The 19064-nt window shown below is 33.5% G+C and carries 19 protein-coding genes, 1 other RNA gene and 3 pseudogenes; 4 read left to right on the top strand and 19 right to left on the bottom strand.

What is annotated here, in order from left to right; all coding sequences use genetic code 11:
- Positions 1-33 precede the first annotated feature (33 nt).
- Positions 34-261, top strand: a complete 228-nt coding sequence (locus BW731_RS10225) for a transposase (protein ID WP_079347895.1) — start codon at positions 34-36, stop codon at positions 259-261.
- Here the strand turns inward: BW731_RS10225 and BW731_RS10220 are convergent.
- From BW731_RS10220 to BW731_RS10200, 6 genes and pseudogenes are all read right to left on the bottom strand, one after another.
- Positions 248-623 (bottom strand): annotated as a pseudogene (locus tag BW731_RS10220) (IS30 family transposase); the annotation flags it as partial. The gene BW731_RS10225 and the pseudogene BW731_RS10220 overlap by 14 nt on opposite strands.
- Before the next feature lie 54 nt (positions 624-677).
- On the bottom strand, positions 678-818 hold the full coding sequence (locus BW731_RS13125; protein WP_456300656.1) for a hypothetical protein: 141 nt from the start codon (positions 816-818) through the stop codon (positions 678-680).
- 96 nt (positions 819-914) lie between these two features.
- Positions 915-1546: pseudogene (locus tag BW731_RS10215) on the bottom strand (TIGR01906 family membrane protein).
- A 3-nt stretch (positions 1547-1549) separates the two neighbouring features.
- A complete protein-coding gene (locus BW731_RS10210) occupies positions 1550-2314 on the bottom strand; it encodes a TIGR01457 family HAD-type hydrolase (protein ID WP_079347893.1) in 765 nt (254 codons plus the stop codon).
- A gap of 10 nt (positions 2315-2324) precedes the next feature.
- Positions 2325-2939 (bottom strand): YutD family protein, encoded by a 615-nt coding sequence (locus BW731_RS10205; RefSeq protein ID WP_079347891.1) that lies wholly within the window; start codon positions 2937-2939, stop codon positions 2325-2327.
- An 11-nt stretch (positions 2940-2950) separates the two neighbouring features.
- Complete coding sequence (locus BW731_RS10200; protein ID WP_079347889.1) at positions 2951-4321, bottom strand: bifunctional metallophosphatase/5'-nucleotidase; 1371 nt, start codon at positions 4319-4321, stop codon at positions 2951-2953.
- A gap of 82 nt (positions 4322-4403) precedes the next feature.
- On the opposite strand from BW731_RS10200, the pseudogene BW731_RS10195 reads away from it, so the two are divergent.
- A pseudogene (locus BW731_RS10195) lies at positions 4404-4876 on the top strand (methylated-DNA--[protein]-cysteine S-methyltransferase).
- 7 nt (positions 4877-4883) lie between these two features.
- Here BW731_RS10195 and BW731_RS10190 read toward each other — a convergent pair.
- The 10 genes from BW731_RS10190 to gpsB all read right to left on the bottom strand — a co-directional run bounded on the left by BW731_RS10190 (position 4884) and on the right by gpsB (position 13330).
- The gene (locus tag BW731_RS10190) at positions 4884-5633 is read right to left on the bottom strand and encodes a tyrosine-protein phosphatase (RefSeq protein WP_079347887.1); all 750 of its coding nucleotides are present in this window, start codon (positions 5631-5633) and stop codon (positions 4884-4886) included.
- A gap of 119 nt (positions 5634-5752) precedes the next feature.
- Complete coding sequence (locus tag BW731_RS10185) at positions 5753-6337, bottom strand: hypothetical protein (RefSeq protein WP_079347885.1); 585 nt, start codon at positions 6335-6337, stop codon at positions 5753-5755.
- Between the two features lie 61 nt (positions 6338-6398).
- Complete coding sequence (locus BW731_RS12735; protein WP_198931937.1) at positions 6399-6575, bottom strand: hypothetical protein; 177 nt, start codon at positions 6573-6575, stop codon at positions 6399-6401.
- Positions 6576-7256, bottom strand: coding sequence for an NAD(P)H-dependent oxidoreductase (locus tag BW731_RS10180; RefSeq protein WP_079347883.1), 681 nt, complete (start codon positions 7254-7256; stop codon positions 6576-6578).
- Positions 7257-7319: 63 nt separating this feature from the next.
- Positions 7320-8210, bottom strand: coding sequence for a class I fructose-bisphosphate aldolase (locus tag BW731_RS10175; RefSeq protein ID WP_079347881.1), 891 nt, complete (start codon positions 8208-8210; stop codon positions 7320-7322).
- Positions 8211-8322: 112 nt separating this feature from the next.
- A complete protein-coding gene (locus BW731_RS10170; protein ID WP_079347879.1) occupies positions 8323-9666 on the bottom strand; it encodes a TrkH family potassium uptake protein in 1344 nt (447 codons plus the stop codon).
- A gap of 106 nt (positions 9667-9772) precedes the next feature.
- Positions 9773-11275, bottom strand: coding sequence for a carboxypeptidase M32 (locus BW731_RS10165; RefSeq protein WP_079347877.1), 1503 nt, complete (start codon positions 11273-11275; stop codon positions 9773-9775).
- A gap of 1 nt (position 11276) precedes the next feature.
- A complete protein-coding gene (locus tag BW731_RS10160) occupies positions 11277-12434 on the bottom strand; it encodes a THUMP domain-containing class I SAM-dependent RNA methyltransferase (RefSeq protein ID WP_079348627.1) in 1158 nt (385 codons plus the stop codon).
- A 75-nt stretch (positions 12435-12509) separates the two neighbouring features.
- Positions 12510-12883: RNase P RNA component class B (gene rnpB, locus BW731_RS10155), an RNA gene on the bottom strand.
- Positions 12884-12901: 18 nt separating this feature from the next.
- Positions 12902-13330 carry a cell division regulator GpsB gene (gene gpsB / locus BW731_RS10150; RefSeq protein WP_079347875.1) on the bottom strand — a complete coding sequence of 143 codons (429 nt, stop codon included), beginning with the start codon at positions 13328-13330 and terminating at the stop codon, positions 12902-12904.
- Positions 13331-13586: 256 nt separating this feature from the next.
- On the opposite strand from gpsB, the gene recU reads away from it, so the two are divergent.
- On the top strand, positions 13587-14204 hold the full coding sequence (recU, locus tag BW731_RS10145; protein ID WP_079347873.1) for a Holliday junction resolvase RecU: 618 nt from the start codon (positions 13587-13589) through the stop codon (positions 14202-14204).
- Complete coding sequence (locus tag BW731_RS10140) at positions 14194-16503, top strand: PBP1A family penicillin-binding protein (RefSeq protein ID WP_079347871.1); 2310 nt, start codon at positions 14194-14196, stop codon at positions 16501-16503. The genes recU and BW731_RS10140 overlap by 11 nt, the downstream gene beginning before the upstream one ends.
- Positions 16504-16529: 26 nt before the next feature.
- Here the strand turns inward: BW731_RS10140 and nth are convergent, their stop codons facing one another.
- From nth to BW731_RS10125, 3 genes are all read right to left on the bottom strand, one after another.
- Positions 16530-17192, bottom strand: coding sequence for an endonuclease III (nth, locus tag BW731_RS10135; protein WP_079347869.1), 663 nt, complete (start codon positions 17190-17192; stop codon positions 16530-16532).
- An 8-nt stretch (positions 17193-17200) separates the two neighbouring features.
- On the bottom strand, positions 17201-17905 hold the full coding sequence (locus BW731_RS10130; RefSeq protein ID WP_079347867.1) for a DnaD domain protein: 705 nt from the start codon (positions 17903-17905) through the stop codon (positions 17201-17203).
- A gap of 193 nt (positions 17906-18098) precedes the next feature.
- A complete protein-coding gene (locus BW731_RS10125) occupies positions 18099-19025 on the bottom strand; it encodes a nitronate monooxygenase (RefSeq protein ID WP_079347865.1) in 927 nt (308 codons plus the stop codon).
- Positions 19026-19064: the final 39 nt, after the last annotated feature.

The following is a 19064-nucleotide window of genomic DNA, read 5'->3' as shown; positions in this document are numbered from 1 at the left end:
CAACTTAAACCACGGTCCTTTCCAGAAGTTTTAATGGTATATGAATTTAGATCTCACGCTAGTTATGAAGATAAAATGAGCTTCATATGTGCTGATGGAAAAACAGGTGAATTAGTGGACATTTTACTTAGTAGGAAATTAGATAAAATTATCCCTTACTTCAATCGCTCTCCGTTGGAGGAACGGGAAAAAGTTAACTTTTTAGTAACAGATATGAATGCAGCTTATTTTCAATTAATTTCATTTGTCAAATTAAGCTAGACAAAATATCGTTGTCTACATAACTCAAAAATACTTCCAATGGAGTTTATAGTTTAATGATTTTCTAGGATATTATTTCTCTCAGATGCAATAGATTGGATAAAAGATTCCTCAACTTCTTTGAAATCCATTCGTTTAGGAAATTCATGTTTACGTAATAACCCATTAGAGTGTTCATTTAAGCCTCGTTGTGATGGTGTTCCTGGATCGGCAAAATAAATATCAATATCATTTAGATTGCTGATTGATTTCCAATTAGAAAATTCTTTACCACAATCGAATGTGATTGATTTAAATAGATGGCATGGAAACTTTTTAAACCAATTATTTAAACTATTTTCGATATCTATTACTCGTCTGCCACAATTCTTTTTATTATTTTTGTATCTTTTGTAGTAATCTAGTGCAGATAGTCCCTAATCAAAAGCTTTGTAAACATTATATATAGTCTGTTTTTCTCGTTTCAATTGTTTCACAACGTATGTTCCTTTTTTATTTTGGCGGTAATAAGATTCTATCAAAACTAGCTCGTCTGTAGTAAGATGTGTATAGGTCATTTGTGATTACTCTCCTTGTTTTCTTTGGTTGGAAATACAATTTGAGTGTATTACAAATGATTTTTTAGTTGTCTAGCTTAATTTTACAATCGGCGATTATAGATCTTTTTTTAACTCTCTGTTTCCTCTAATTAATAAAATAGCTAAAAATAGGATAAACAAGATAAAGAATAGTGCAAAGCAATGGAAAAAATATTCTTGTGGTAAGACTAAAATAATTGGATCCGTTTCTGGATAAAAAATCCACGCATCGTTATTAAAAAAAACTTCGTGGAACAACACAAAAAATTGGTCAAACGCCACAATCATAAAAAAACTAATGCTGCTAGTCCCATCAAAATACCTTGTATCATACGTGACAATGTCCAAACCATTTTTGTTTTAAATAAACGATATAGGTACATCACACTTGGAATGAGTGTGATAAAAAACACGGCATAGTTTAACTGAAATAGTTGCTTCACTTCGGCAAAGTGAAATGCACCTTCGCCTGATGTTGGGAAATCTTTCATCGATAGAGTTTTTACCCAGAAAAAATTCAAGTATCGCATCAAGTCGTCATAATTAGACAAAATAGTTTGTTTGTTATAATCCGTGTATTGTGTAATGCCTAAATAATTGATATCAAATTGATACAACCATCTTGCATTAATCGTTAACGTAATGGCTAGACTCAATAAAAATAAAATTAATACAATCCTTTTTAAATACTCTTTTGCTTTTACCACATGTTATACCTGCCACTCATCTAAAGAGTTAATCACCTGTGTCGGAGCAATAGGTAACGTTGGGACATCTTCTTTTTTAGTAAATCCAGTTAAAACTAACAACGTATCAATATCATTATCAATACCTGCTCGAATATCTGTCTCGTAATTATCGCCAACCATCATGACATCATTTTTACTAAGTTTCAATCTATCCAACGCTTTTTCCATCATAACAGCTTCTGGTTTTCCAATATAAGTGGCACTTGTTTGGGTAGACATCTCAATAGACGCAATTAAACTTCCAGCTCCAGGCATTAACCCTCTATCTGTCGGGATATTTTTATCAGGATTTGTACCAATAAAATGCGCCCCTTTTTGAATGGCTAAAGTCGCAACCGCTAATTTTTCATATGTTAAATCTGTGTCTAGAGCCACTACAACATAGTCAGCATTCTCTTCATCTAAAATAAAACCTGATGAAAAAATCGCTTCTTTAACTCCTTCTTCACCAATAACATAAACTCTATTTCCAAGACCTTTGTCTTTCATATAGTCAACTGTTGCTAAACTGGCAGTGTAAATCGTCTCTTCAGATACATCAATATCAAATGAATCATGTAATCTATTTTTTACTGCTTCAGGTGTTTTAGTCGTATTATTGGTTACGAATAAAAAAGGAATATTCTTTTCTTTTAATCGGTCAACAAATCGTTTTCCTGCATCGATTGGTTGGTTTCCTAAATAAATAGTGCCATCTAAATCTATCAAATACCCTTTATAAGTCATTCTTTTTCCCCTAACCTTCTTTTTTCTTTATTTTAAAGTGACGCTCTTTTGTCGCATTGGTATTATTTTGTGTTGGTTTATTGGTTTTCTTGTTAGTTGATTGATTATTCTTTTGTTGTTGCTTATTATTACCCTTATACTTAGGCTTTTTATTATTTCTATTATCATATTTTTTCTCATTAATGTGTGCTTGATTTTTATTTTTTGATGACTTAAATGTTGATGAACGACCTTTTCGTTTAAATTCACCAATTTGTTCAATCACAAAATAAGCACATCCAAAATTACAAAACTCATATAAATAATCATTTAATGTGTTGATTTTTGCATCAAGCGGGGCACTTTTAAAATCATCTTTAAAAAAACCACGTAAACGTAACTGATCGTATCCCCAATCACCCACGATATAGTCATATTTTGCCAACACATCATTGTATCGTTTGATTAACGCTTCGTAATCAAACCCCTCACGATAATCTTTTACTAATCGGTAAGTCCCATTTGCTAATGGAAAAGACTCTGGATTATAATTTGCTAACATTTCCAAAAGAACTTCATCAACTTCCTCTGGTTGAGTGTCGATGTTTTCAACTTCTTCTACTACTTGTTTATTTTTTCTCGACATACTGTTTACCTCTATCTTTTAGTGTTTAATTTACTTAAATAAGTCGCCAAGTGATTTCTTAAAAAACTTGGTCCAAGTATTTCAATTTTCCCTGCAATCTCAATTGTCGGGAAAAATGGTACGAATGCTATATGGTCAACCGTTACAAAACTATATTCTGCTTCATCTTCAATTGGTTCATTTAACCAAAAACCTTCGTTTGTTATTTCATCACAATTAAAGCCATCATACCATACTTCACCAAAGTATTTCCCTCTAAATTTCATCCCAATAATTGGAAATCTTCTTAAAAAATCTCGATTTTTGACCACTTCTCTGGCTAGTCGAATCATCTCTTTACCCTTTAAGGTGACCTTAATCAAATTCATCGGATGTGGCAAGCTTGTATGGAGCTGTTTCTCATTCACTAATCCAGGGCCAATGTCCGTTAAAAATAATCCTGAATTTACCATTGCCACATCACATCCACTGGCTTCTTTCATTGCTTCTAATGTGGCAGTTATTAGAGTCGTTTCCTTGTCTAACACATTATCTAAATTAGCCACCGACTTTTCTTCTAATAAAAAATTCCCATAACGATAAAATTCTTCACTTTCTTGTTTATCATGACTATCAGCCCATAAACTATCTGAACTAGTGGTTTTAGCAGATTTTTTTGTGATGGTACTATCTGTTAATTCTAACGTGACATCTCCTACATGCTCACCAAAACGTCCCGCCGCACATAATAGGACACCGTTCTCCATTAGCCCTTCAGGTAATAAATGATGCGTATGAGAGCCTAAGATAACATCAATATCAGGATAACGTTGGGCCATTTTTTTGTCATCTATAATGCCTAAATGGGATAACAATACTATCACATCAACTTTTCCTCTTAATTCTTCAACCACTTCTTGAGCCGAAGTGTATGGGTCAATCACTTCCCAACCGAATGGGTAATAACTTAATTCCATAGGTGCTGTTAAGCCAAACACACCAATTTTTGTCTGTTCTTTAGTCGTTGTAATAATATAAGGCTGCGCCCAAACTGGATAATCATGGGTATCTAAATCCTTTAGATTACTTAACACAACTGGAAAGTTTGCCTCTTTGTATAAGTCATTTAAAACGTGTTTACTATTCGTAATGCCTTCATTATTTCCAATCGTCACCGCATCATAATGAACTTGATTCATTAACTCAACATTAGCTAAGCCATCTGTTGCTTCAGTTAAAGGGTGGACACGGTCTAAAAAATCGCCAACATCAAAAGTAAAAACCGTTTCTTTTTCTTCTGTGTAAAGTCGTTTTGTGTCGTTTAGCCATCGTCTGATTTTAGGCCATCTTTCTAAGTGTGAATGTATATCGTTTGTATGCAATAAGTGAATGATTTCTTTCATGATTAACGTCCCTTCTCATACCTTTTATACTATCATATCTCACTAAAATTGGGTATTATGATAAACAAAGGAGTGAGATAAAATGGCATATAAAGTTGGTCATTTTGTATTAGATATTAAAGCCAGTCAGAATGGCGTCACAAACATCCGTTTTTTAGAACATACGTCCGAACAAATTTACAACCATTCAGATAATCCTATTATTGAACAATGCATACAAGAAATCACGCAATTTCTCTCAAAACAAATCACACAATTTAGTGTTCCGATTGACTTACAAAAAGGGACGCCTTTCCAACAAGATGTTTGGCTTGCTCTACGTGATATTCCATATGGTGTAACCTATTCATATAAAAATATTGCTGAAAAAACAAATCATCCTCGTGCTTATCAAGCTATCGGCCAAGCATGTAAAAAAATCCCATTCCCATTATTATTCCATGCCATCGTGTGATTAGTCAGTCCGGAAAACTAACAGGTTACTTTGGTTCATCTGAATTTGGTTTATCCATTAAACACTCTCTTTTAGCAATAGAAAAAGGAAATCAAAATTGATTTCCTTTTAGATAGTGTATAGTTTTTTCATGTCTTCTGAAAATGTTTCTGGTAAGTTTAAAACAGTCGTAAAATAATTTTCAACACTGTTATAGTGTGTTTCAATCAATTCAAACGCATAATCTAGGTAAGCTTTATCAACATTCAACATGATAAGCATATTCGACATTTGTTTTTCACTTGCTCCTTTTTCTTTCATTTCTGCTAAAATAGCTTGATTAGCTACTTTACGAGATTCATTCGTTTTTAAATAATCTTCTTCAATCGCTTCTCTAGATACGTTTAAACTATATAAAATCAGCGCTGCACCAAATCCTGTTCGATCTTTCCCAGCAAAGCAGTGGAAAAGAGTTGTTTCATTTGGCTGATTAATGAAATCACTTAAAAATTTTGAATACCCTTTTTGTGCATTTTCTGATAAAACTAATTCTTCATAAATTGTCATCATGGCTTTTTTAGGATCGTATTTAGGACTCAATAATTCTTCTAAACTGGCACCTTGATTGGCTGACTCGCCCAAAATATCAATGTGTTCGTATACTACACCAGCCAATGTATCATCTGGACTTTGACTAACCTCAGTATCTCCTCTAAAATCAACAATTTTTTTTAAACCATAAATTTTACTTAATGTTTCTTTATCTTTTTCTGAAATATTAACAACTTCACCACTTCTTAAAAATTGGTGTGGCACCACTTTTTTATTATCTAAGGTTACAATATTTCCTAAATCTCGAAAATTTACTAATGTATCCATGCCTATTTCCTCCTAAAAAGTCATTTTATATACTACACTATACAGTTTACCAAACTTACGTTTTATTTAATAAGATTAAATTTGAATTTTTTTCAAAAAAATATAAAAAAGCGATGAAGTTATTCACCGCCTGCGGAAATCATTTGATCTGCGACATATTCTACTTTAATACTTTTCGCAATCTCTTTTAGGTTTAAAATATCTTTATTGGTTAGTTTCTCTTTGCCAAACATTGTTACTGAAAAAATCACATCACCTGTTCTAGCCTTATACATCAACACTTTTTTATCTTTAGAATGTTGAAGTGCTTCTTCCATCACACCTAGATACTGAACTGGTTCTGCCTCATCCCATTTCACGCCATCTAATACATACCCCTCAATCTCACCATACATCTTTTGTGTATTGTCAAAAGCATCTATTTGGATATATGTTTTTTGATTATTTTCTTGTTGAAACGTTCCCCAAAGAGATTCTTGCGTAAACTTTCCTTCAGACAATATGTCATATTTTTCATTATTAAAACTAATTTTTGAGTGACCTACCAACATGTTATTAACAACCGTACTACGCTTCCCTTTTTTATCTTTTACAACCATTCCAGTTGTACTTTCTGTTGTTTCTTGTGTTTGTGTCTTCTTTTCGCCACAACCACTTAAGCCAACTAAAAGAAAAAGTAATATTAAATAGTTTGCATGCTTCATTGGATCTCCTATCAAATCTATTTTTCTTTACTATAACAAATTTCTACTAAAAGATAAATAACTACCACTCTTTGGGGCTCCAAAGTAAGCCATCAATCTCTCCTTCAGCTTGTTCAATTCGTTTGTATTGCTCCTTTAAAATAAACTCTAATTCACTTAAAAATGCTTGAACTTCATATGACTGTTCTTTTGTTTGTAATAATGACAGTTCGGATAATATCCACTCTTTTTCTTCCAATTAGTCCATCCTCATTTCTTCAAGCGTTGTTAGTAAACTATCAAGCTCCATACGATTATTCTCCAATGTGTCTTGGATAAATGACAGTCTATTGTCTAAGTCATTGATTAATCCTTTATCAGATAATTCTTTCAAACGATTAATCGCCCATTTCTCACTTGTCACAAAACGGTGATCATTTTCTTTTGTTAAATACTGTTGGTAGCTAATGAGTAAACGATGCTTGTCTTCTTCTTTTAGATATGGGAATAATGAAATAGGAAATGGTGGTAAATAAGTCATATGACATTTATAAGCCAATGCTTGAAACGGTCTTAACAGTTCTGAAATAGTAAAGTGCTCTGTACCACCTGCTTGAAATGCTGATAATTTTTGTCCCATACTCATCACAATACCTAGTTCTTTTCCTTTCAATCCAGATTGGTACAATGATTTGGTCAATACTTTTTCTAGCCATTTATATAGCATATCAGGAGCTGCATACCAATACATCGGAAATTGAAAAATAATTCGTTGATGTGATGTTAGTAATTCTTGTGTTTTTTTCAAATCAAAAGAAGATAGCTCTTCTTGAATATCGTAAATCGTGACATCTGTCAGAGAGGTGCAACTCTCTTTTAAAAATGATTGCACACCAGATTCATGTGAATTTGGATGCACAATAACAACTAATGTTTTCATACCAATTCTCCTAATTTCGACTTTTCAATAAAAAGACCATCTGTTTTTCAGATGGCCACTAGGTTATGTATTTGATGCATCAAAAATTGCATGTAATGTTTGTCTTAAATGAAAATCAAACTCCATGTCACTTTCTTGATAACTTAATCCTTCTGTTAATGCTCGCGAAAAACTTGCTATCATATCATGGTTTTCACTTAATTTTTTATCTGCTTCAGTTTGTCTTAAACCACTTGAAGATGCCAACATTCTTACGACTTGTGGAAAATCAAGTAAATCATGATAAAAGTCTGGTTCTGATGGTAACGTTAATTTTAGCATAATTTTCATATCAGTATCTAAATTATTTAATTCTTTTATTAAGGCTTCTTTTAAATAGATTTCAGCTTGTTTTTTGTCAATAATATGCAAATCAATATCAGGCTCTAACATTGGTAAATACCCTAGCGAATACACCTTTTTTGCTAAATCAAATTGTTGTTTCACTAGTTGTTTAATGCCTTCTTCATTTGCCGCACAAACTAATGAGCGAAACTTAAATCCGATAAATGGAAAATCTTTTGCTTTTTCCACCAATGTATCAAATTCTGTTAACTCTGCCATTTGTTGCACACCATCAACTAACGGAGCTAATCCTTGATCAATTTTTAGAAAAGGTAACATTCCTTTTTTATTCCAAAGATAGTTTGGCATAGGCTCTGAAAAAATGGCTCTCTCTAACGCATCTTTGTATAAAATAACACCTAATACATATTTTGATGAAAACTCATCACTAATAATCATACGCGTACGCATATCATGAATGATGTTATGCATCTCTTCAGATGTTTGATATGTTTCATCTGGCACACCATACTGTCTTAAGGCACCTGGCGTACTTAAATCACCCTGATCCATCGCTGCAATAAATCCAGGATGTGTTTTTACCATAGTCAATGTTTTTTCATCTAGCATGTCACATTCTCCTTTATTTTTAATATGCTCATTATAATACATAACACATCAAAATTTAAATTAAAATTTGAAAATTTTCAAAAATAATTTCATTAAAAAAATACCAGATTTTCTAACCAATTAACACTGTTTCTTTTGGATAATTAAACTTATTGCCCATATCATTCAACTCTTTTCTCAACAAAGCATACATGACTGTATATAAACCAACACGACCAATAAACATTAAACACATAATAAGCAATTTTCCAAATATAGTCAAATGAGGGGTTAACCCCATCGTTAATCCAACTGTTGCAAAAGCTGACACGACTTCAAATAACACGTATTCAATACCAGAATGTGCTGGGCTGTACTCAGTCATTGATAAAATCAATGCACTTAACAAACACAATAAACTCGCAAAAAAGAATAGTACAAAAGATTTCATGACAATGTTACGAGGAATTGAACGCTCTTGCCACTCTGCTTCATCTCGACCTCTTAATGTACTAAATAACTGAATTAATAATACGCCTAACGTTGTCGTTTTAATGCCACCAGCTGTAGAGCCAGATGTTCCACCAATAAACATTAAAACGATGGTTAATATTAGTCCAGCATAACTCATTGCACCATAATCAATGGAAGCAAATCCTGCCGTACGTGGTGTGACGCTTAAGAAAAATGTATTTGTAACTTGTTTAAAGAAAGACATGTCATAAAATTTATCCGTAAAAGCAAATAAAATAGTGCCTCCAATTAACAAACTAAGTGTCACAGTTAAAGCTATCTTCGTATGGAGTGATAATCGTTTATGCTCTTTTAAATGAATCAAATCATACCATACAATAAAACCAAATCCCCCAGCGATGATTAAGCCAGAAATCACAAGTAACATGTATGGGTTTTGTTGATAACTAAAAAGACTATCACCAAATAAATCAAAACCGGCATTACAAAAAGCTGAAATTGAATGGAACACACTATAAAATAATCCTTTCCATAATCCGTATTGGGGAATTAATTGAAAACTCAAAAGCAACGCACCTAGAGCTTGCACACTCACCGAAAATCGTACCACAAATTTAAGTAGCTTTACGACCCCACCTTGATTATTCAAGTTAAGCATCTCTTTAATGACAAGACGTGACTGAAGTGACACTCTTTTTCGAAACATCATTGCCACAATTAAGGCTATGGACATAAAACCAAGTCCACCAATCTCAATTAAAATCATCATAATCACATGCCCAAATGGACTTAAGACGTGCGAGATATTTATAGGGGTTAGCCCTGTGACACATACTGATGAAGTAGCAACAAATAAGGCATCAATATAACTTAAATGTTGACCTGACTGATGACTAATCGGTAAGAATAATAAAAATGATCCAATAAAAATAATGATTAAAAACATTAAGGTAATAAATTGAACCGTATTAAACCGTTTCAATCCTCTTTTTTGACCTTCCATCTCTTTTTTCTCCTCTAATTATCTATTCAATATTGCCCTATTGTACCCTTTGGCCTATACTTTCTCAACAAAAAAAGTTACAGAATCATCTGTAACTTTTAAAAATTTAAGCTTTTACATCATATACATTAAAATATAAATCACGCATGTAATCAATTAAATATTGAGGATTTAATTCTTCACCTGTTGCACCAACGATTAATTCGTTTGGTTTTTTAGAACTACCATATTGATGGATACGTTCAGTTAACCACTCTCTAATTGATGAATAATCATCACTTGCTAAAACTTCTTCCACATTAATATCTTGATTCATTGCATGATACAGTTGAGCTGCATACATGTAACCTAGAGCATATGATGGGAAGTAACCAAAACTACCACCTGACCAATGAACATCTTGTAACACACCTTCAGTATCATTTTCAGGACGAATACCTAAATACTCTTCGTATTTATCATTCCAAACTTTTGGCAAATCTTTCACTTCTAATTCGCCATTGAAAAGCATTTTTTCAATTTCATAACGAATAATAATATGAAGTGGATAAGTGAGTGAATCTGACTCAATTCTAACTAAACTTGGTTGCGTTAATTTCAATCCTTTGTAAAAATCTTCTGTTGAAATATCAGCAAATGTATCACCTGTTAATTGTTTTAATAAATCAAATTGTTTGTACCAAAAAGCTTGGCTTCCTCCAACAATAATTTCATTAAACAATGACTGTGACTCATGAATTCCCATAGATGTGCCACCTGCAAGTGGTGTGTAGTCAAATTTGGCATCAACATTTTGTTCATACATCCCATGACCTGCTTCATGGATAACACCTAAAGTTGCCATAATAAAGTCATTGTCATCCCAACGTGTTGTAATACGTGCATCATTACGGTTCAGGTTTAACATAAAGGGATGAACAGTATCATCTAAACGACCTCTAGAAAAATCATAACCTAATTGTTCCACAACTTGTGTCACAAACTCTTTTTGAATTTCTTTTGGCACTGTACGGTTAATAAAATCCGTGTTAGGTGCTGTCCCTTTTTCTTCTAATTCTTTGCGAATCGACATAATACCTTCTTTTACTTGGTCAAAGACATTATCTAATACTTCAACTGTAATACCAGGTTCGTATTGATTTAGTAAAACATCGTAGTCTGTGACTTCATTTTTACGCCACAATGGAATAAATTCTTTCGTCATGGCTACAATGTCGGTTAAAATGGGCTCGAAAATTGAGAAATCTTGTTTCTCACGAGCTGTCACCCATACACTATGAGCGTTTGATAACAAGCGAGAAAACTCTTGAAAACGATCAGCTGGAATATTATTGTTTAAATCATAGTTCTCTTTTGTTTTTTCAAATACTTGTTTCCCAAAATCCGATAATTCTTCTGGATGGTCTGAAAAATACTCCATGTATTTTCTCATTGTCTCATTTGTTGATTTATCAAAAGCCATACCTGCTAAATAACTAGACATTTCAGCACGATAAGACGCACCTTTTTCTGGCATACCTGTTTGACTATCCCATTCAGCTAGACCAACTGCTTCATTTAATAAAGCAATCTCTTTCAAATAAGCTAAAAATTCTTGTTCTTGACTCATATTAGTTTGCTCCTTCATTTTTTGGCTTTCTTGGTGGACGAGTTCCCCAGTATTGGAATAAATCTGTTCTAAGTGCCCCGTTATACAATTTACGTTTCTTCGTCGCTTTTGCACCGTAGAAACTTTCAAATTGTAAATCACTTGTTAAAATATATTTACTCCAAGTCTTCAGCGGGCGATAAACATCCCCCATTTGTTTATATAATTCTCTTACCGCATCTTCTTCACCTAAACGTTCACCATATGGTGGGTTAGCGACAATCACACCGTACTCTTTCTCCGTCGTAAAGTCACTTAATTGCATTTGTTTAAATGTAATATCTTCTCCTAAACCAATTTCTTCTGCATTTTTCTTTGCAATTTCAATCATCTTAGGGTCAATATCTGTTCCCAAAATATCTAACTCTGTTTCATAATCAACTTGAGCGTCAGCTTCAGCTCGTAATGTTTCCATCACTGAGTCATTAACCCAAGGCCATGATTCAAATAAAAACTCACGATTAAATCCTGGTGCCATGTTTCGACCAATCAACGCAGCTTCAATACAAAAGGTTCCAGACCCACAAACTGGATCATAGAAAGGTCTATCTTTACGCCACGTTGTTAAAGAAATAATAGCTGCTGCCATATTTTCTTTTAAAGGTGCACCACCTTTTTCCAAACGGTACCCTCTCTTAAATAAACTTGGTCCTGTTGTATCAATTGTTAACGTTACTTTATCTTTTAACAGTGCCACTTCAATTGGAAATTGTGCGCCTGTTTCTGGTAAGCGACCATATCTTGAATAGTATTCACTCAAACGATTAACAATTGCTTTTTTCGTCAAAGCTTGGCAATCTGACACACTAAATAACGTTGATTTAATTGATTTTCCTGATACTGGGAAATTAGCATCCATTGGCAAAAAGTCTTCCCAAGGCAAAGATTTTACTTGATCAAACAATGATTCAAACGTTTTTGCTTCAAATTCACCAACCACTATTTTGATTCTATCTGCTGTTCTAAGCCATAAATTAGCTCGTCCAATAGTTTCAATGTCTCCATAAAAAATGGCTTTACCATTTTCTACTTCACATTCAATTCCCATATCTCTTAGTTCTCGTCCAACAAGTGCTTCAATACCACTAGCTGCTGTTGCTATTAATTTATATTCTGTCATGTTTGTAACCCCAATTAACTTTATTTTAGAAAAAAAGCCTTCCATCAAACTGGAAGGCAACCTGATGTTGTAATTTTCTATAAGCCATGTTCTGTATTGATTACTGCCAGGTAACACTAATCAACGATAATCATCTGTCTACAGAAATTTTTTCTGTCCCATCCCTAAGTTCATTTCCTTGAGACAGGTGCCCCTACCATTGTTTGGGTTGCTCGCTCGAGGGGTTTACCCGTTCCACTGATTTTATTTCTAAAATCACTTCGTCACTGTGGCACTTTCAAGGATACTCTAGCATAGCAAAAGCCTTAGCTATTTTTCCTGCCGTTACCTCTTAAAAAGAAGTACCTTAATTTATGGTTTCATTAAGCACGAACACTACAAACATCTCAGTTTGTGCGAGCATGGACTTTCCTCACCTTACTTAACGTAAACTGCGATTATCCGAAAATTACAAATTATTTATTTAATTAAAAACGACGAGTTGCTCCCAAATCATCATTATTTAATACTTTTTCAGCTGCTGAAGACAATGATGCACGAGCTTGTTCACTCACATCTATTTTTACAGAGCCCGATGATTCTTCTAATTTTTTACCAAAGACTTCTTTTTCTAAATTTGATAAGCGTTTTAATATATCAAAGTTAGTTACAGAAGTTGGATTAGGTACTTCTTGTTTCATACGAGAAAGAGTCGCTTGACTTTGAGTTAATTGGTCCACTTTATTAACTAATCGATGATTTTCTTCTCTTAAAGCTAATAATTCTTGATTATATGTTTCATAATCTTTGATAATGGTATCTAAAAACTCATCTACTTCGACCGGATCATAGCCACGTACTTTTGATTTAAATTCTTTTTGTAAAATATCTCTTGCTGATAAATTTAATTTAGTCAATTATTACACCTCATTATAAATTTCATTTTTAAACATGTTATCTTTTAAATACTATATGTCACATCAATCTGATAAAATCCTTAGAAAATACGCCACACTTCATATTATACTATAATCAGTTTTCTAATGTAACACAACACTTTTAATGAAAAAATTAAAATTTTTAGTAATTTCCTATACATTACCTTAAGTTTATTCTTTTTTTCTTTTCATTGTATTTCAAGGTTTGATATAATGAAAGAAGGAGTGTGGTATTTTGACTATTAATTACCCTAATGGTGTATCTAAACATTTTAAAAAAGAATTCGTTGCTAAAACAAAACGACCATCTTTTTCAAATCGTGGGATGTCTTTTGAAGAATACATCAACCAAAGTAACGAGTATTACCTATCTAAAGAAATGGCCATTGTTCATAAGAAACCAACACCTGTCCAAATTGTTCATGTGAATTATCCAAAAAGGAGTGCTGCTGTTATAACTGAAGCATACTTTAGAGAAGCTTCTACAACTGATTATAATGGCCTTTATAATGGTCACTACATAGACTTTGAAGCGAAAGAAACAAAGAATAAAACGTCTTTTCCACTTCATAATTTTCATGACCATCAAATAAAACATATGAAACAATGTCTTAACCAGCAGGGGATTGTCTTTGTGTTAATATGGTTTTCCACGTTACAAAGGTGTTTTTTTCTGCCAGCTAAACATGTCATTGAATACTGGGAAAACAAAGAGAACAAACGCAAATCTATTCCATTGAATGTGATAGAAAAGGTTGGGTATGAGTTAGAATTAGGCATTGCTCCTATTATTCCATACCTGACAATTATTGATCATTATATATTAAAAGGAGATTCTATTTATGAAAAATAGTTCGATTGGGACAAAACACCCTAATAAACCATCAAAGCAAAAAAAACATAATACAAAAAAAGTGGTGTTAATTACCTTAACTGTCATTCTCTCACTAATCATTATACCTGTAATTGGTGGAGCCGGTCTTTTCTTTTATTACGCAAAAGATGCTCCTACACTTGATTATAAAAAATTAGAGGATACTCGCTCGTCGAAAATTTATGCCTCAAATGGGGAAATGATTTTAGAAATTGGGGAAAAGAAACGTGAAACCATTGAACCTAACCAAATACCACCAACCCTAAAACAAGCAATCATTTCAATTGAGGATAAACGATTTGAAAAACATGCTGGTGTTGACCCGATACGTATCGCCGGAGCTGCTGTTGCCAATATCAAGGGAACAAGTAGACAAGGTGGTAGTACCTTAACTCAGCAGTTAATTAAATTGTCTTTTTTCTCAACTAAAAAAGAAGATCAAACCATCAAACGTAAAGCTCAAGAAGCCTGGTTATCAGTTGAGCTTGAACGTAAAAAATCAAAGGATGAAATTCTCACATATTATATAAATCGTGTTTACATGGCAAACGGCATATATGGTATGCAGACGGCTGCTGAAACTTATTTTGGTAAAAATCTAGGTGAGCTATCTTTAGCTCAATACGCTCTATTAGCTGGTATGCCACAAGCTCCAATTGATTATGATCCATACACTCACCCTGATTTAGCCACTACAAGAAGAAATCTTGTTCTTAGTGAGATGTATAAAGACAAAGTGATTTCAAAAAAAGATTACGATGAAGCGAAAAATACAAAAATTGAAGATGGCTTAATTCCACTCAAAGAGGACTCAACTACACAAGTTGTCACAGATAATTATGTGAAACAAGTGATTGATGAAGTACAAAAGAAAACGAAGAAAAATGTTTATACAGATGGTTTAGATATCTATACTAACATGGATTTGGCAGCACAAACATACTTATATAATCTTATTAATAGCGAAAACTCTTCTATTGCTTTTCCAGATGAAAAATTCCAAGCAACTGCAACATTAATTGACGTAAAAAACGGTGATGTACGTGCTCAAATTGGTGGTCGGAATGTTGGTGACGGTGCGATGAATGATAATAAAGCCGTGACAGCTAAACGAAATATTGGATCAACTGCTAAGCCGCTAGTTGCATATGCCCCAACCATAGAAGACTTAAACTATGGTTCCGGACAAATATACGCAGACATGCCATATAAGTATGCCGATGGAACTTCCGTCTACAACTATGATCGCTCTTATCGTGGGAACTTGACAATGCGTGAGTCGTTAGTTGACTCTAGAAATATTCCTGCATTAAAAGCTCTAAAAGAGGTCGGAGATGATAAATCAAAAGAGTTTATTTCAAAACTTGGTTTAGATAATAATGTCTATGAGGGAACTGCCATTGGATTTGAAGCTTCTTCTGAAAAATTAGCCGCAGCATATGCAGCGTTTGCTAACGGTGGAATCTATTATGAACCAAGCTATGTTAATAAAGTCGTTTATGCTGACGGGACAGAGGAAAGTTTTGAATCACAAGGAAAACGAGCGATGAAGGAATCAACCGCATTTATTGTAACAGATATGCTAAAAGATGTAATTAATCGAGGAACTGGAAATCAGGCTCAAATTGATGGTATTGTTCAAGCTGGTAAAACTGGTACTAGTAATTATGATGATGATGTTTTAGGTAAAGTTAAAGGAGAAGGAAGCCCTGATATCACATTTGTTGGGTATACTCCTAAGTATTCTTTAGCTGTTTGGACAGGTTACGATGACTATTTCCAACCAATTACATTGTACAATCAACAACTTGCAATGGACATTTACCGTTCGTTTATGATGTATCTCTACCAAAATATTGAGCCCACTGATTGGAAACAACCATCTAATGTCGTTCGTGTTGGAAATGAAGTCTACATAAAAGGACATACTAAGCAAACACAACCTTCATACAATAGTTCTCAATCGGATAACACAACGTATTATTACTATGAAACAGAAAAACAAACAGTCACTCCTCATTCTGAAAGTAAAGAAGATACAAAAGAAGACAGTCATACAGAATCTTCCCAAGAAACATCGGTTGAAGAAAATAAACCTGACACAAATAATAACCAAACAAATCAAGGGAATAACAATAACGACCAAACAAATCAAGGGAATAACAGTAATAACCAAACAAATCAAGGGAATAACAGTAATAACCAAACAAATCAAGGGAATAATAACTCCTCAACACAAGAGAACAAACCTCGCAATAATGATATAAAAAAAGATTAAGCCAACAAACAAGGAAAGACAATGCGTCATTCCTTGTTTTTCTTTTTTATATTGATATTTTTTTGACCTTCAGCACACAAATCAAGCAATAAGCATCCCTCACATTTAGGATTACGAGCCGTACAATGATACCGTCCGAATAATATCATCGTGTGATGCGTATCGACCCATCGTTCTTCTGGTATTTTTTTCATAAGTGTGTCCTCTACTTCAGTGACAGTAGCTGATTGTTTACATATTCTAAGCCTTTTACTCACTCGTTCTACGTGTGTATCTACAGCAATTGATGGAACATTAAACAAATCTCCTGCTACAACATTCGCTGTTTTTCTTCCCACACCTGGTAAGCTTTCTAGTTCTTTTTTTGTTTTTGGTACTTCGCCATTAAAGGTTTCAACTAGCATTTGAGACGCTTTAATAATATTCTTTGCTTTTGTTTTATACAATCCTATTGTCTTAATCCGCATCATCACGTCTTCTAATGAAGCTTGAGCTAATGTTTCAGCAGTTGGATAAGCTTCAAATAATAATGGTGTTGCCTTATTAACCGAGATATCTGTCGCTTGTGCACTCAATATGACCGCAATTAAATATTGAAACGGAGTATCATAATTCAACTCACCTCTAGCATTAGGATACAGCTCTTTCATTAAATTAATTGCTTCTATCGTTCGTTTCTTTGATAACATACGCTCTCCTATTTATCACCAGGATTTAACCAATTATACATCGGTACTTTTGGCAATGTTTCTTCCGTGTCAGTTATATTTTTATCATCTATTTCTTTAAGCCGTTGCTTTTGGTCACTTTGAATAGCTTGTTTGGATGTTAAATTCTTTCTCTCCCAATTAAGTAATATTCTATCCATATATTTTAAACTATAAGCTTGATTTAAAATAGCTTCACGCAAAGCTAGTTCAATTAAGTCTATTGAATAATTATCATTATCTAACCACTGTTGAACCGTTTCAAATTCAATTGGTGATAAAGAACGGCCAAACTCCTGTTCAAATTTATTAAATAACTCAACCCGTTTATTTTCTTCTAATTGTTCCATTTTTATCTCTTGTTCTTGTTCAAGAACTAATTCAATTTTCTGGTAAACACGTGTTAGGTCATATTTATCTTCTGTTTTACCAAACTTATTTCGCTTTGTTTCAATAGATAAAATACCTTTTGTCATAAGTTCTTGAATAATATGGTATCCACCATCTAAAGACATATCCATACGTTTAGTGATCATATCCATATCTGGAAAATAATCTCCTGAATCTTGATACTGTAATAATTGTAAGTAAAAAACCAATTCAGTATCTGTCATTCCAATCTTTTTATAGTATCTAAATAGTAAGTTGGATACTGAAGTTGTACCATTTTGCAAATAAATAGTTAGTGGTATCATTTTCTCACCCCTTCTTATAAAGTATAACAAAATATAAATAAAAAAACAGAACACTGGCTCATATATAAAACGATTCTTGCAAGCTATACGATTAAGCTTATAATTATATGCATTTATTATTTAAAGCATCTCATACTAAATAAACGGATACTTCAAAACAAGAAAAAAAGACAACGATATTACGCTGTCTTTGTTAAATTTTCGGCAATATCAACTCTCTATATTGATGAATAATATCATCATGTAACTGTTGAACTGTTTTTATTTCATTGATTGTTCCGATAATTTGACCAGCCATGACTGAGCCATTAATCATGTCTCCTTCTTTTACCGCTCGATACAATGAGCCAATCGTCAACTCTTCAAGCTCGTCTCTTGAGACATCTTGTCGTTCTAATTCCAAATACTTAGTTGTCATCGCGTTTCTAATATTTCTGACAGGTGCCCCATTATTACGTCCTGTTACGACAGTTGACGTTTCATTTCCATACATAATTTCTTGTTTATAAGGAGTCGACACTGGACATTCTTCAGTAGCTAGGTAAACTGTCCCCATCTGTATCCCTTTTGCCCCTAAAGCTAATGCTGCGGCTAATGAACGGCCATCTGATAATCCACCTGCAGCAATGACTGGAATACTCAAAACTTGAGTTGCAGCTGATACTAATGGTATCGTACAAACTTCACCAATATGTCCTCCTGCTTCCATCCCTTCAACAATCACTGCATCTGCTCCTAATTCTTGCATTTTTAATGCTATTTTGACATTAGGAACAACTGGCATTACAATCACACCATTTTCTTTTAAACGTTTCATATAAGGTTTTGGTGTTCCTGCTCCTGACGTAATAATTTTAACACCTTCCTCGATAACGACATCAATAATCTCATCACGATTTTCCATCATCAACATTACATTCACAGCAAAAGGTTTATCTGTTAATTGCTTTGTTTTGCGAATTTCATCTCTTACTTGATCTGTTGTCATGCCACCTGATGCTATAACACCTAAACCACCAGCTTCTGAAACCGCACTAACTAGCTCTGATGTCGATATTTTTGCCATAGCACCTTGAATCAGTGGATACTTTATTCCTAATAACTCATTAATTAATGTCATATCTATCCTCTTTCTGCTCAAATAGTTTGTGAGCCTTTT

This window comes from Vagococcus martis (assembly GCF_002026305.1).
GTDB lineage: Bacteria > Bacillota > Bacilli > Lactobacillales > Vagococcaceae > Vagococcus > Vagococcus martis.
The sequence above is the reverse complement of the archived record's forward strand: the minus strand, read 5'-3'. Positions and strand labels throughout refer to the sequence as shown.

Coding starts and splice junctions, on each gene's coding strand:
- BW731_RS10225 (WP_079347895.1), top strand. CDS start 34: ATGGTATATGAATTTAGATCTCACGCTAGTTATGAAGATAAAATGAGC.
- BW731_RS13125 (WP_456300656.1), bottom strand. CDS start 818: ATGACCTATACACATCTTACTACAGACGAGCTAGTTTTGATAGAATCT.
- BW731_RS10210 (WP_079347893.1), bottom strand. CDS start 2,314: ATGACTTATAAAGGGTATTTGATAGATTTAGATGGCACTATTTATTTA.
- BW731_RS10205 (WP_079347891.1), bottom strand. CDS start 2,939: ATGTCGAGAAAAAATAAACAAGTAGTAGAAGAAGTTGAAAACATCGAC.
- BW731_RS10200 (WP_079347889.1), bottom strand. CDS start 4,321: ATGAAAGAAATCATTCACTTATTGCATACAAACGATATACATTCACAC.
- BW731_RS10190 (WP_079347887.1), bottom strand. CDS start 5,633: ATGGATACATTAGTAAATTTTCGAGATTTAGGAAATATTGTAACCTTA.
- BW731_RS10185 (WP_079347885.1), bottom strand. CDS start 6,337: ATGAAGCATGCAAACTATTTAATATTACTTTTTCTTTTAGTTGGCTTA.
- BW731_RS10180 (WP_079347883.1), bottom strand. CDS start 7,256: ATGAAAACATTAGTTGTTATTGTGCATCCAAATTCACATGAATCTGGT.
- BW731_RS10175 (WP_079347881.1), bottom strand. CDS start 8,210: ATGCTAGATGAAAAAACATTGACTATGGTAAAAACACATCCTGGATTT.
- BW731_RS10170 (WP_079347879.1), bottom strand. CDS start 9,666: ATGGAAGGTCAAAAAAGAGGATTGAAACGGTTTAATACGGTTCAATTT.
- BW731_RS10165 (WP_079347877.1), bottom strand. CDS start 11,275: ATGAGTCAAGAACAAGAATTTTTAGCTTATTTGAAAGAGATTGCTTTA.
- BW731_RS10160 (WP_079348627.1), bottom strand. CDS start 12,434: ATGACAGAATATAAATTAATAGCAACAGCAGCTAGTGGTATTGAAGCA.
- BW731_RS10140 (WP_079347871.1), top strand. CDS start 14,194: ATGAAAAATAGTTCGATTGGGACAAAACACCCTAATAAACCATCAAAG.
- nth (WP_079347869.1), bottom strand. CDS start 17,192: ATGTTATCAAAGAAACGAACGATAGAAGCAATTAATTTAATGAAAGAG.
- BW731_RS10130 (WP_079347867.1), bottom strand. CDS start 17,905: ATGATACCACTAACTATTTATTTGCAAAATGGTACAACTTCAGTATCC.
- BW731_RS10125 (WP_079347865.1), bottom strand. CDS start 19,025: ATGACATTAATTAATGAGTTATTAGGAATAAAGTATCCACTGATTCAA.